At 66.8% G+C, this 12745-nt stretch carries 11 protein-coding genes; 10 read left to right on the top strand and 1 reads right to left on the bottom strand.

The window, feature by feature from the left end:
- Nucleotides 1–21: 21 nt before the first annotated feature.
- The 10 genes from ACI0FO_RS14045 to lpdA all read left to right on the top strand — a co-directional run bounded on the left by ACI0FO_RS14045 (nucleotide 22) and on the right by lpdA (nucleotide 11445).
- On the top strand, nucleotides 22–1257 hold the full coding sequence (locus ACI0FO_RS14045) for a branched-chain amino acid ABC transporter substrate-binding protein (RefSeq protein ID WP_416027501.1): 1236 nt from the start codon (nucleotides 22–24) through the stop codon (nucleotides 1255–1257).
- Between the two features lie 256 nt (nucleotides 1258–1513).
- The gene (locus tag ACI0FO_RS14040; protein ID WP_313462699.1) at nucleotides 1514–2455 is read left to right on the top strand and encodes a branched-chain amino acid ABC transporter permease; all 942 of its coding nucleotides are present in this window, start codon (nucleotides 1514–1516) and stop codon (nucleotides 2453–2455) included.
- Complete coding sequence (locus ACI0FO_RS14035; RefSeq protein ID WP_416027498.1) at nucleotides 2452–3720, top strand: branched-chain amino acid ABC transporter permease; 1269 nt, start codon at nucleotides 2452–2454, stop codon at nucleotides 3718–3720. Before ACI0FO_RS14040 ends, ACI0FO_RS14035 begins: the two co-directional genes overlap by 4 nt.
- Nucleotides 3717–4469 carry an ABC transporter ATP-binding protein gene (locus ACI0FO_RS14030; RefSeq protein ID WP_416027496.1) on the top strand — a complete coding sequence of 251 codons (753 nt, stop codon included), beginning with the start codon at nucleotides 3717–3719 and terminating at the stop codon, nucleotides 4467–4469. Before ACI0FO_RS14035 ends, ACI0FO_RS14030 begins: the two co-directional genes overlap by 4 nt.
- A complete protein-coding gene (locus ACI0FO_RS14025; protein WP_105560294.1) occupies nucleotides 4466–5197 on the top strand; it encodes an ABC transporter ATP-binding protein in 732 nt (243 codons plus the stop codon). The genes ACI0FO_RS14030 and ACI0FO_RS14025 overlap by 4 nt, the downstream gene beginning before the upstream one ends.
- 35 nt (nucleotides 5198–5232) lie before the next feature.
- The gene (locus ACI0FO_RS14020; RefSeq protein WP_416027494.1) at nucleotides 5233–6021 is read left to right on the top strand and encodes an SDR family NAD(P)-dependent oxidoreductase; all 789 of its coding nucleotides are present in this window, start codon (nucleotides 5233–5235) and stop codon (nucleotides 6019–6021) included.
- A gap of 37 nt (nucleotides 6022–6058) precedes the next feature.
- The gene (locus ACI0FO_RS14015) at nucleotides 6059–8236 is read left to right on the top strand and encodes an alpha-ketoacid dehydrogenase subunit alpha/beta (protein WP_416027492.1); all 2178 of its coding nucleotides are present in this window, start codon (nucleotides 6059–6061) and stop codon (nucleotides 8234–8236) included.
- A 2-nt stretch (nucleotides 8237–8238) separates the two neighbouring features.
- Nucleotides 8239–8730 carry a VOC family protein gene (locus ACI0FO_RS14010; RefSeq protein WP_416027490.1) on the top strand — a complete coding sequence of 164 codons (492 nt, stop codon included), beginning with the start codon at nucleotides 8239–8241 and terminating at the stop codon, nucleotides 8728–8730.
- Between the two features lie 10 nt (nucleotides 8731–8740).
- On the top strand, nucleotides 8741–10039 hold the full coding sequence (locus tag ACI0FO_RS14005; RefSeq protein WP_416027488.1) for a pyruvate dehydrogenase complex dihydrolipoamide acetyltransferase: 1299 nt from the start codon (nucleotides 8741–8743) through the stop codon (nucleotides 10037–10039).
- An 8-nt stretch (nucleotides 10040–10047) separates the two neighbouring features.
- Nucleotides 10048–11445 (top strand): dihydrolipoyl dehydrogenase, encoded by a 1398-nt coding sequence (lpdA, locus tag ACI0FO_RS14000; RefSeq protein WP_416027486.1) that lies wholly within the window; start codon nucleotides 10048–10050, stop codon nucleotides 11443–11445.
- 211 nt (nucleotides 11446–11656) lie between these two features.
- On the opposite strand, the gene ACI0FO_RS13995 is transcribed toward lpdA, so the two are convergent.
- Complete coding sequence (locus ACI0FO_RS13995) at nucleotides 11657–12538, bottom strand: LysR substrate-binding domain-containing protein (RefSeq protein ID WP_416027484.1); 882 nt, start codon at nucleotides 12536–12538, stop codon at nucleotides 11657–11659.
- Nucleotides 12539–12745 lie beyond the last annotated feature (207 nt).

The raw sequence follows: 12745 nt of genomic DNA, 5'->3' as shown, positions 1-12745 counted from the left end.
CGTCCCACGGAGGAGACACACATGAAATTGGCTTTCACCACCGGCCTGCTGTGCCTGGCCGGCATTGCCGCATCCGCGCACGCCGCGCCCGTCAAGATCGGCCTGATCGAAACGCTGTCGGGCCCACAGGCTTCGACCGGGCTGATTTTCCGCGCCGCGGTCAAATACGAACTGGACCGCATCAACGCGGCTGGCGGCTGGAACGGCCAGCCGCTGGAACTGGTTGAATTCGACAACCAGGGCGGCCCCGTGGGCGCGTCCGACCGCTTTCGCGCCGCCGCCGCCGACGGCGTGCAGATCCTGGTGCAGGGCTCGTCATCCGCGATCTCGGGCCAATTGACCGAAGACGTGCGCAAGCACAACCTGCGCAACCCGGGCAAGGAAGTCGTCTTCCTGAACGTGGGCGGCGAAGCGCTGGAGCTGACCGGCCAGAAGTGTCACTTCTACCATTTCCGCTTTGCCACCAACGCCGACCTGCGCGTGAAGTCGCTGGCGTCCGTGATGTCGGCCGACGGCACGCTGGGCAAGCGCGTCTACGCCATCAACCAGAATTATTCCTGGGGCCAGGACATGGAAGGCGCCACCGAGCGCTTCGCCAAGCAGTACGGCTATGAAGTGGTGGGCAAGACGCTGCACGAGGTCAACAAGATCCAGGACTTCGCGCCCTACGTCGCGCGCATCCGCTCGGCCACGCCCGACACCGTCGTCACCGGCAACTGGTCCAACGATCTGTTGCTGCTGATGAAGGCCACGCAGGCCGCCGGCTTGAAGGTGCGCTTCGCGACCGTGTTCCTGGACCAGGTGGGCAACCTGGCCAACGCCGGCGAAGTGGCCCTGGGCCACTACATCGCGCACCCGTACAACATCGAAGCCGCGGGCGACGAAGGCGCCAAGTTCGCCGAAGACTACAAGGCCAAGACCGGCCACTACCCCAGCTACACGGAACCGCAAACGGTCATCGGCGTGCGCTTCCTGGGCGAAGCCCTGAAGCAGGTGCCCCCGAAGGACGGCAAGCTGTCCGTGCCGGATCTGGCGCGCGCGCTGGAAAAGGTCACCTACACGTCGTCGCTGGGCACCTACACCATGCGCGCTGAAGACCACCAGGTGCAGCTGCCGATGGTCGTCTCCAAGGTCGGCAAGAACGCCAAGTACAAGGCCGACGGCACCGACATGGGCTTCGAACCGGTGAAGGTGCTGGCCGCGGCGGACGTGTCGGCGCCGGTACAGGCGACGTGCAAGATGCAGCGGCCGGATTGATGGGTTTCGCGCGCTGGAAGGCGGCGCGCGCGGCGTGATGCCCCCGCGCTCCACCCATCCTACGGATGCGGACCGTCCCTTCGTAGGATGGGTGGAGCGCGGCAACTTCGCCACGCGAACCTCGGCGTCCAGCGCGCGCAACCCATTGGTCCCCGAAAGCCCCTATAAGCGCACTCCCGGCGCGGGCCGGAAAAAACAACGTGCGCGATCGCTCGCGGGACGCCTCGCGTCCTAGCGCAAGAATTATGGAGCGGACATGGAATTCTTTACCGTCTCGCTGTTGAACGGCGTGATTTACGGCCTGCTGCTATTCATGGTGTCGGCAGGCCTGACTTTGATTTTCGGAATGATGGGCGTGCTGAACTTCGCGCACGCGTCGTTCTATATGATCGGCGCCTACGCCGCGTACACGCTGACGCCCGTCACGGGTTTCTGGACGGCGCTGGTGCTGGCAACGATCATCGCGGGCGTGCTGGGCATGGGGGTCGAACGCTTCTTCCTGCGCCGCGTCCACAAGTTTGGCCACGCGCAGGAACTGCTGGTGACGTTCGGCCTGGCGTTCATCGTCGCCGAGCTGATCAAACTGTTCTACGGCGACTTTCCCGTGGACTACCGCGTACCGCAATTCCTGAATTTCGCGGCCTTCCGTGTGTTCGACGCGGACTATCCCTTCTATCGCCTGTTGATGGGCGGCGTGTCGCTGGCGATGTTCGCCGTGATCTACCTGCTGCTGTCGCGCACCCGCGTCGGCATCGTGGTGCGGTCGGCCATCTACCGCCCGCGCATGGCCGAAGCCCTGGGCCACAACGTGCCGCTGGTCTTCATGAGCGTCTTCGGCGTGGGCGCGGCAATGGCTGGCCTGGCGGGCGCCGTCGCCGGGGCCTTCTACACCACTAACCCCAACATGGCGCTGGAGCTTGGCGTGCTGGTGTTCGTGGTGGTGGTCGTGGGCGGTTTGGGCTCGCTTGAAGGCGCGATGATCGCATCGCTGCTGATCGGCCTGATCAGTTCGTTTTCGGTGGGCATCGATGCCAGCCTGGCGTCGTTGTTCGCCGTATTCGGCGCGGGCGAGTGGGCCGAAAGCGTGGGCGGTCTGATGACCGTGAAGATTTCCAGCCTGGCGGCGACCCTGCCCTTCCTGCTGATGCTGGTGGTGCTGCTGGTCAAGCCGTCCGGCCTGAAGGGAGAACAGGCATGAGCCAAACCCGTATCGCCTCGGGCGCCCTGCTGCTTGTCGTTTGCGTCGGCATCCTGTGCGCGCTGCCGTGGTTGCTGCCTCCGGGCCAGTTGGTGGCGGCCGTGCAGATGCTGATCGCCGCGCTCTTCGCCTGCGCCTTCAACCTGTTGGCGGGCCAGGGCGGCATGCTGTCCTTCGGCCATGCCGCGTACTTCGGCGTAGGCACCTTCGCCACCATCCACGCCATGAACGCACTGGGCGGCGCGGGCCTGTTGCCCACGCCCCTGATGCCGTTGGCGGGCGGCGTGGCCGGCCTGCTGTTCGGCCTGGTCGCGGGCTGGTTCGCCACCATGCGTTCCGGCGTGTACTTTTCGATGATCACGTTGGCGCTTGCGGAACTGCTGCACGCGCTGGCGCCGCACTTGAAAGGCGTATTCGGCGGCGAAGCCGGTGTATCGGCCATGCGCATGCCGGCCTGGGGCTTCACCTTCGGGTCGGACATCGAGGTGTACTTCCTGGTACTGGCCTGGGTGCTGATTTCGCTGGCCGCCCTGTACGGCCTGACCCGCACCCCGCTGGGCCGGTTGACGCTGGGCCTGCGCGAAAACGCCAACCGCCTGCGTTACCTGGGCTACCGCCCGCATACGCTGAAGACGATGGTGTTCGCGCTGTCGGCCATGTTCGCCGGCATCGCGGGCGGCTTGCAGGCCTTGAACATCGAGGCCGGCAACTACGTGTTGTTCGAGGTAAAGCTGTCCACCGATGCAGTCCTGTTCGCCTATATCGGCGGCGTCAACGCCTTCCTGGGCCCGGTGCTGGGCGCGTCCATCCTGACGTTCCTGTCGCAAACGCTGGCCGATATCACCCGGTCGTGGCTGCTGTATCAGGGCATTTTGTTCGTGCTGGTGATGCTGTTCGTGCCGGACGGCCTAGTCGGCCTGGTGCAGCGCGCCGCCAAATCGCTGCGCGAGCGCGGGCTGGCCAACTGGCTGCCGCGCGCCGCGTTGTCGGTGGCGGGCGGCCTGCTGCTGACCGCCGCCACCGTCTTCGCGGTCGAACTGCTGCAACGCATGTTCGCCCGCGACTACCGCGCGCTGCTGGCCATGAACCCAGAGGCCGGCTGGCCGCCCATACCGCTCTTCGGCCAAGCGTGGGCGCCGCTTGCCGTGTCCACCTGGCTGATCCCGCTGGCGCTGTTCGCCGTGGGCCTGGCAGCCTGCCGCTGGGCGTTGGCCCTGTGGCGCAACGACGGCGCCGCCGCCCCGATGCTGGAGCCCGCAAAATGAGCCACGACATCCTCACCCTGACCGACGTGCGCAAGTCCTTTGGCGAAGCGCAGATCATCCGCGGCGTGAACCTGGCGATCGATGCCGGCGAACGGCACGCGGTCATCGGCCCCAACGGCGCCGGCAAGTCCACGCTGTTCCACCTGATGTCGGGCTCGTTCGCGCCCACGTCGGGCGACATCAGCTTGCGGTCGCGTTCCATTGGCGGCCTGGCGCCCGAAGCCATCAACCGCTTGGGGCTGGCGCGTTCGTTCCAGATCACCAACGTGTTCCCGCGCCTGTCTGTCCGCGAGAACCTGCGCCTGGCGGTGCTGCGCATGCACGGGCTGGTCTACAACTTCTGGCGGCCTATTGCGCGCAACCGCGCCGTCAACGAAGACGTGGACCGCCTGCTTGAGAAAGTACGGCTGACGGCCAAGCAAGGCACGGCCGCCGGCGACCTGAATTACTCCGAACAGCGCTCGCTGGAAATCGGCATGACGCTGGCCTCGCGCCCCAAGGTCATTCTGCTGGACGAGCCGATGGCCGGCATGTCGCAGCACGAAGTCGACTACACGGTCGAACTGATCAAGGACGTGACGCGGGATTGCACCTTGCTGATCGTCGAGCACGACATGCAGGTGGTGTTTTCGCTGGCCGACCGCATCAGCGTGCTGGTGTACGGCGAGATACTGGCCACGGGCACGCCCGCCGAGATCCGCGGCGATGCCCGCGTGCGTGAAGCCTACCTGGGAGAGGAAACGGTATGAACGTGGCATCAAACCCGCAATCCCCCTTGCTCAGCCTGCAAGGCGTGCACGCGCATTACGGCAAGAGCCACATCCTGCACGGCATCGACCTGTCCATCGGGCGCGGTGAAGTCGTCAGCCTGCTTGGCCGAAACGGCGCGGGGCGCTCCACCACCATGAAGAGCATCATGGGCCTGGTGGACGTGACCGGTGGCCGCATCGCCATCGAAGGCCGCGACATCACCAACAAGCGCCCTTTCGAGATCGCGCGCGCCGGCCTGGGCTTCGTGCCGGAAGAGCGCGAGGTCTTTGCCAACCTGACGGTGGACGAGAACCTGCGCATGGGCGAACAACCCAAACGCGACGACGCGCCCTTCTGGACCGTGGCGCAGATGTTCGACTACTTCCCGCGCCTGAAGGAACGCAGCAACACCCGCGCCGGCAATCTGTCGGGCGGCGAACAGCAGATGTTGACCATGTGCCGTTCGCTGCTGGGCAACCCCAAGGTCATGCTGATCGACGAACCGACCGAGGGCCTTGCGCCGAAGATCGTGGAGGTTATCGCCGATGTCATCCGCGATATCCATCAGCGCGGCGTGTCGGTGGTGCTGGTGGAGCAGAAACTGACCATCGCGCTGAAGGTGTCGACCCGCGTCAGCGTGATGGGCCACGGCCGCATCGTATTTGAAGGGCCGCCCGCGCAGCTGCACGAGCGCCAGGACATCGTCCAGGAATGGCTGGCCGTCTGACCCGCCGTCACGCAACCCCACTACAGGCAAACACCTTGGACAACCCTACTGAAGTCATCCACAGCGACCTGCGCGGCCAGACCGTCGTGATCACCGGCGGCGCCAAAGGCATCGGCTTTTCGACCGCGCAAGCCTTCGTGCGCCAGGGCGCGCGCGTCGCGCTGCTGGACATGGACGCAGCCGCCCTGGACGCGGCGGTGGCCGAACTGAAGGTGGCCGGCGGCGACGCCATCGCGGTGCAAGCCTCGGTGACCGACGCCGAGGCCGTCGAACGCGCCTTCGCCCAGATCGAACAGACCTGGGGCCGCATCGACGTGCTGGTCAACAATGCCGGCATCTCGGCCAACAAGCCCACGCTGGAAGTCACCGTGGACGAATGGCGCCGCGCGGTCGACATCAACCTGACCGGCGTGTTCCTGTGCGCGCAGGCCGCCGGCCGCCGCATGGTGCCGGCGGGCTCGGGCAGCATCATCAACCTGGCGTCCATGTATGGCGTGGTGGCGGCGCCCGATCGCGCGGCCTATTGCGCAACCAAAGGCGCCGTGGTGCTGCTGACGGAAACGCTGGCCGTGGAATGGGGCCCGATGGGCGTGCGCGTCAACGCGCTGGCGCCTGGCTATGTCGAAACCGATCTGGTGCGCGACCTGGCGGCGCGCGGCCGGCTCGACCCCGAACGCTTGAAGCAACGCACCCCGCTGCGCCGCATGGCGCAGCCGGCCGAAATGGCCGACCTGGCGGTTTTCCTGGCGTCACGCCAGGCCGCCTACATCACCGGACACACCCTGGTGGCCGACGGCGGCTGGAGCCGCTACAGCTACCTTTAACCGCATCGACGCTTAAAAATACTCTGGAGATTCACTCATGGCCACCTACCAACCGCTTGAGTCCCAAGCGCCCTGGCGGCAACTGACGGTCGACGCAAAGGACTGGCAGCAGGCGGACCCCGCCCTGCTCGGCACCATGCTTACCCAGTTGCACTGGATCCGCGCCTTTGAAGAGGCCGTGCTGGACCTGGCCGCCGAAGGCCTGGTGCACGGCCCCGCGCATTCGTCCGTGGGACAGGAAGGCGGCGCCGTCGGTTCGGTGCTGGCCCTGGGCGCGGGCGACCAGATCAACGGATCGCACCGCGGCCACCACCAATTCCTGGCAAAGGCGCTGCAGCATGTCGCCCCGCTGGGTCTGGACCCGCGCAATCCGCTCACGCCCGCCATCGACGACGTGCTGCAGAAGACGCTGGCCGAAATCATGGGGCTGGCCCAGGGCTTTTGCCGCGGCCGCGGGGGCAGCATGCACTTGCGCTGGCTGGAGGCGGGCGCGCTGGGTACCAACGCCATCGTGGGCGGCGGCGTGCCGCTGGCCGCCGGCGCGGGCTGGGCGCACAAGCACGCCGGCACCGACCGCGTGGCGGTGACCTATTTCGGCGACGGCGCGGTGAACATCGGTTCCGTGCTGGAAACGATGAACCTGACCGCCGCGTGGAAGACGCCGCTGTGCTTCTTCATCGAAAACAACCGCTACGCCGTGTCGACCACGGTGGAAGAGTCCACCGCGGAACCGCGCCTGTCGGCGCGCGGCCTGGCGTTCAACATCCCGTCGTGGAAAGTGGACGGCATGGACCCGCTGGCCGTGCACCTGGCCATGTCGGAGGCCGTGGCGCACATGCGCGCCGGCAACGGCCCGACGATCGTGGAAGTGGACGTGTACCGCTTCTTCCATCAGAACGGCCCCTTCCCCGGCAGCGCCTTCGGCTATCGCACCAAGGACGAGGAAGCGCAATGGCGCCGCCGCGATCCGCTGGACAAGATCGCAGCCGAAATGATCGGCCGCGCGCTGATCACGCAAGCCGACGTGGACGCGCTGCGCCAACGCTGCAAGGACGTCATGAAGGACGTGTGCGGCCGCCTGACCGAAGCCGCCGACGGCGGCAAACGCCGCGTGCGCGCCGACCTCTGGCCCCGCCCCGACTTCCGCGATGTGGGCCTGCGCAGCGACGGCGCCGAATTGGCCGGCCTGCGCTACCAGGACGTCGACGGCTACGTCGGCGACAAGGCCGAGCGCAAGTTCGTCGATGTCGTCGCCGACGTGCTGGACCGCCGCATGGAAACCGATGCCGGCGTGGTTGTGCTGGGCGAAGACGTGCACCGTCTGAAGGGCGGCACCAACGGCGCCACGCGCGGCCTGAAAGACAAATACCCCGATCGCGTGCTGGGCACCCCGATTTCCGAGAACGCCTTCGCCGGCCTGGGCGGCGGCCTGGCGATGGACGGGCGCTATAAACCGGTCGTGGAGTTCATGTACCCCGACTTCATGTGGGTCGCGGCCGACCAGATCTTCAACCAGATCGGCAAGGCGCGCCACATGTTCGGCGGCGACATCGACGTGCCCTTCGTGCTGCGCACCAAGGTCGCGATGGGCACGGGCTACGGCTCGCAGCACTCGATGGATCCGGCCGGCATCTTCGCCACGGCGCCGGGCTGGCGCATCGTGGCCCCGTCCACGCCTTTCGAATACGTGGGGTTGATGAACACCGCGCTGGCCTCCAAGGACCCGGTGCTGGTCATTGAACACGTGGACCTGTATGCGTCGTCGGGCGACGTGCCCGCCGGCGATCTGGACTACGCCATTCCGTTTGGCCGCGCCCGCGTGCGCCGCGCCGGCAGCAAAGTCACCATCCTGACCTACCTGTCGATGGTCAGCCGCGCGCTCAAGGCCGCCGAGGAAGCCGGCGTGGACGCCGAAGTGATCGACCTGCGCACGCTGGATCGCGCCAGCCTGGACTGGGACACCATCGGCGCCAGCATCCAAAAAACCAACAACGTGCTGATCGTGGAGCAAGGCGCGCGCGGCACGTCCTACGGCGCCATGCTGTCCGACGAAATCCAGCGCCGCTACTTCGACTGGCTGGACCAGCCGATCAAGCGCGTCACCGGCGGCGAAGCGTCGCCCAGCATCTCGAAGGTACTGGAACGCGCGGCCTTCGCCGATACCGAAGAAGTGCTGGCCGGCCTGGCCGACGTGCTGGCGGATCTGGGAGAATAGGCATGAGCGCGCTGCAAATGACCGTGCCGATGGAAATCGGCATCTGCTGCAAGAACCTGGACGCGTTGCTGGCGTTCTATACGGAAGTGGTTGGCCTGACGCTCGTCAACCGCGTGAGCGTGCCCGCCGACAAGGCGCGCGCCACCGGGCTGACGGTGCATGGCTACGACGTGGCGCGCCTGCAGACGTCCTACGGCGAACGCATCAAGCTGCTACAGCCCACGGCGGCGCCCGAGGCTGCCGTGCGCGGTGCGGCGATCCTGGATCGCCAGGGCGCCACTTACCTGACCTTTATCGTGCGTGATCTGGCTGGCGTGGTGCGCGAACTGCAATCCAAGGGCGTCGTGTTCGACAGCGCGCCGGCGCCGATGGAAGTGCGCCCCGGCACCTGGCTGGCGTTCTTCCGCGACCCCGAAGGCAATGTGCTGGAACTGGTCGAATACGACGATCCCGCCGCCTACCGGCCCGACCTGGCCGTCGCCGCCGCAAACTAGGACGAACATCGTGGCACACCTCATCAAGCTCCCCTCCGTCGCCGCCGATACGGCAGGCGGCAACTTGCATCAATGGCTGAAGAAAGAAGGCGACAAGGTCGCCGTCGGCGACGCGCTGGCGGAAATCGAAACCGAAAAAGCCATCGTCGAGATCAACGCTGAACACGCCGGCGTGTTGGGCCGCATCCTGGTCCAGGCCGGCGCCGCGTCAGTGCCGATCAACACCGTGATCGGCGTGCTGTTGGCCGACGGCGACGACGCCTCGGCGATAGACCGCGCGCTGGCTGAACACGGCGGACCGTCGGCGACGACGGCAGCGCCGGCTGCTGCTGCGGTGTCGGCCGCCGCAGCGCCGGCTGTCGCGGGGTCCAGTGCGGCAGCGCCGACTGCCGCAGCACCGGCTGCCGCAGCATCGGCTGCTGCAGCATCGGCCCCCTTCCCTTCCACCGCCGCTGTTCCGGGCGGCCGCCTGTTCGCCAGCCCGCTGGCGCGCCGGCTGGCCGCGCAATGGCATGTGGACCTGCTTGGCGTGGCGGGTACCGGCCCGCATGGCCGCATCGTCCGCCGCGACGTCGAAGCCGCGCGCGACCGTGCCCCGGTGGCGGCCGCGCCCTTGGCCGGCCGCCCCGCCGCGCGCCGCGTGCCGCATACCGGCATGCGCCGCGCCATCGCCCGCCGCCTGACCGAGAGCAAGCAGAACGTGCCGCACTTCTACCTGTCGGTGGATTGCCGGATGGACGCCCTGCTGGCGCTGCGCGCGCAAGCCAATCAGGGCGGCGCGGTGAAGCTGTCGGTCAATGACTTCATCGTGCGCGCCGCCGCGCTGGCGCTACGCGAAGTGCCCGAAGTGAATGTCAGCTGGCACGAAGACGCCATCGAATACCACGCGGGCGCCGACATTTCGGTAGCGGTCGCGACAGATGGCGGCCTGGTCACGCCCATCGTGCGCGACGCCGACATCAAGTCCCTGTCGGCCATCGCGGGCGAAATCGTCGAGCTGGCCGGACGCGCCAAGATCAATCGATTAAAGCCCGAAGAATTCACAGGCGGATCGCTGACGGTCAGTAACTTGGGCATGTACGGCATCAGCCAGTTCGCGGCCATCATCAACCCGCCGCAGGCCGCCATCCTGGCCGTGGGCGCGGCCGAACGCCGCCCCATCGTGGGCGACAACGGCGAACTGGCCGCCGCCACCGTCATGACCGTGACGCTGTCGGCCGACCACCGCGCCGTGGACGGTGCGGTCGGCGCCCGCTGGCTGGCTGCGTTCCGCACGCTGATCGAAAACCCCGTGCGCATCCTGCTGTGAGCCCGACCATGACGAAAACCGTGTTTGACTTGATCATCGTCGGCGGCGGCCCCGGCGGCTACGTCGCCGCCATCCGCGGCGCGCAGCTAGGCATGTCGGTTGCCCTGGTGGAACGCGCCGAACTGGGCGGCATCTGCCTGAACTGGGGCTGCATCCCCACCAAGGCCCTGCTGCACAGCGCCACCGTGCTACGCGCCTGCCGCGAAGCCGCCCACTACGGCGTGACCGGCGCGGGCGAGGCCCGCCCCGATCTGGCCGCGATGGTGGCAAGATCCCGCAAGGTGGCGGGCCGCCTGGGCCAGGGCGTGGTACACCTGATGAAGAAGAACGGCGTGACCGTGTACGCCGCCAGCGCCAAGCTGGCGGGATCGGGCAAGCTGGCGCTGGACATCGGCACGACGCTGTCCGCCAAGCACATCATCCTGGCCACGGGTGCGCGCGCCCGCGAACTGCCTGCGCTGCCGACAAGCGAACGCATCTGGGCGTACCGCCAGGCGCTGGCCCCCACCGGGATTCCGAAGTCGCTGCTGGTGGTGGGCGCGGGCGCGATCGGCGCGGAGTTCGCCAGCTTCTACCGCGCCATCGGCGCCGACGTCACCCTGATCGACATGACGCCGGAAATCCTGCCGCAAGAAGACGCCGAGATCTCGCAACTGGCGCGCAAGGCGTTTGAAAAACAAGGCATTCGCGTGCTGACGCAATGCGCCGTCACGGCATCGTCCCTTACCGCTACCGGCGTCAACGTCACGCTGGAGCAGCAAGGCAAGCGATCCGAACTGGAAGTCGAACGCGTCATCGTCGCGGCCGGCATCGTCGGCAACGTCGAGAACCTGGGCCTGGAGAACACGCGCGTGAAGGTCGAGAAGACCCACATCGTCACCGACGCCCAATGCCGCACCGGCGAACCCGGCGTCTATGCCATCGGCGACGTGGCCGGCGCCCCCTGGCTGGCCCACAAGGCCAGCCACGAAGGCGTAATGTGCGTGGAAGCCATCGCCGGCCTTCCCGCCCACGCCATCGACCCGCTGCGCATCCCCGCCTGCACGTATTCGCACCCGCAAGTTGCCAGCATCGGCATGACCGAAGCCCGCGCGCGCGAACATGCCGCACGGTCGGGCGGTGAGGTCCGCGTCGGCAAATTCACCTTCGCCGGCAACGGCAAAGCGATCGCGATGGGCGAAGACCAGGGTTTGGTGAAGACCGTGTTCGATGCAAAGTCCGGAGAACTGCTGGGCGCCCACATCATCCATCCGGAAGCCTCCGAGCTGATCACAGGCTACGGCGTGGCCGCCTCGCTGGAAGCGACCGAAGAGGACTTGATGCAGACGGTATTTGCACACCCGACCTTGTCGGAAACGCTGCACGAATCGGTGTTGTCGGCGTTTGGCAAGGCGCTGCACGCGTAGGCGGCATGATGGGTTGCGCGCGATGCGCATTGTGCGTTCTTCTGCTTCGAACCGCGCGCTCCACCCATCCTACAGGGTACGGCGGTCAACCGTAGGATGGTTGAAGCGCGATCCTCCGTCGTATGGTTGAAGCGCGATCCTTCGTAGGATGGGTGGAGCGCGCGAACGCGTCCGCAAGGGAACGAGCATTCAGCGCGCGCAACCCATCGCCCTACACGCGCCCCGCAAAGAAATCCAGGAAGCAGGCAATGCGCCGCGACAGCTGCGTGTTGCGGTGATACACCGCGTGCATCGGCTGCAGGTAATCGCTGTACACGCTTTCCATCACCTTCACCAATCGCCCCGCCGCGATGTCTTCACGCACCACGAAGTCCGACAGGCACGCAATTCCCACCCCGCGCAGCGCCAGCAGCCGTTGGGTTTCGCCACTGGATGTCGCCAGCGTGGGCGTCGCCAGATAGCTGGACCCGCCAGCATGCTTGAGCGGCCACACGTTCAGGCTCTCGGGGTGCGTGAACCCCAACACCTCGTGCTCAGCCAGATCCTCCACCGTCTCTGGCGCTCCGCGCCGCGCGATGTATTCAGGGCTGGCCATCATCCAGCGCGGCGCGGGCCGCAACGGCCGCGCATGCAACGTCGAGTCCGTCAGCGGCCCCATGCGAATAGCGATATCGGTGCGATGCTCCATCAAGTCGACGATGCGGTCGTTGCTGGTCAGCTCCAGCGTAATCTCGGGATATTGCTGCCGGAACTCCCCCACATGCGGCACCACGCAATGCAGCATCACCGGCACCGACGCATCCACCCGCAACCGCCCCGCCGGCCGCTGATGCACCATCCGCATGCACTCCTCGGCCTCTTCCAGCGCCGCCACGATCTGACGCGCCTTGGGCAGAAAGTGAGCGCCTTCTTCGGTCAATTCCATCCGCCGGGTTGTCCGGTTCAAGAGAATGACACCCAGATCCTCTTCAAGCCGAGACAGCCCGCGACTGACGCCGGACGCAGTTTGGCCGAGCATTTCTGCCGCAGCGCTCATGGAGCCCGCGTCGACGACGCCAAGGAACAGGCGCAGTGCATCAGAGTTAAGGGACATGAATGGCTCCAGACGGGGTTGGCTGCATTTTATGGCAGGCCCGCCCCGATCGGCGTCCAGCGCCGCAACGCAGCTGCTTCGCCCCGTAGGATGGGTGCAGTGCGTTCCGGCAGGGCCAAGCACACGAAGGTGTGCCGCACGTAACCCATCATCGAGGCATGCAGACGTGATGGGTTACGCGCGATTGGCCCCTCATCCTTATCCCGG

It is taken from the genome of Achromobacter marplatensis (genome assembly GCF_049060505.1).
Lineage (GTDB): Bacteria > Pseudomonadota > Gammaproteobacteria > Burkholderiales > Burkholderiaceae_B > Achromobacter > Achromobacter marplatensis_A.
This window is presented reverse-complemented; position numbering and strand designations above follow the sequence as displayed.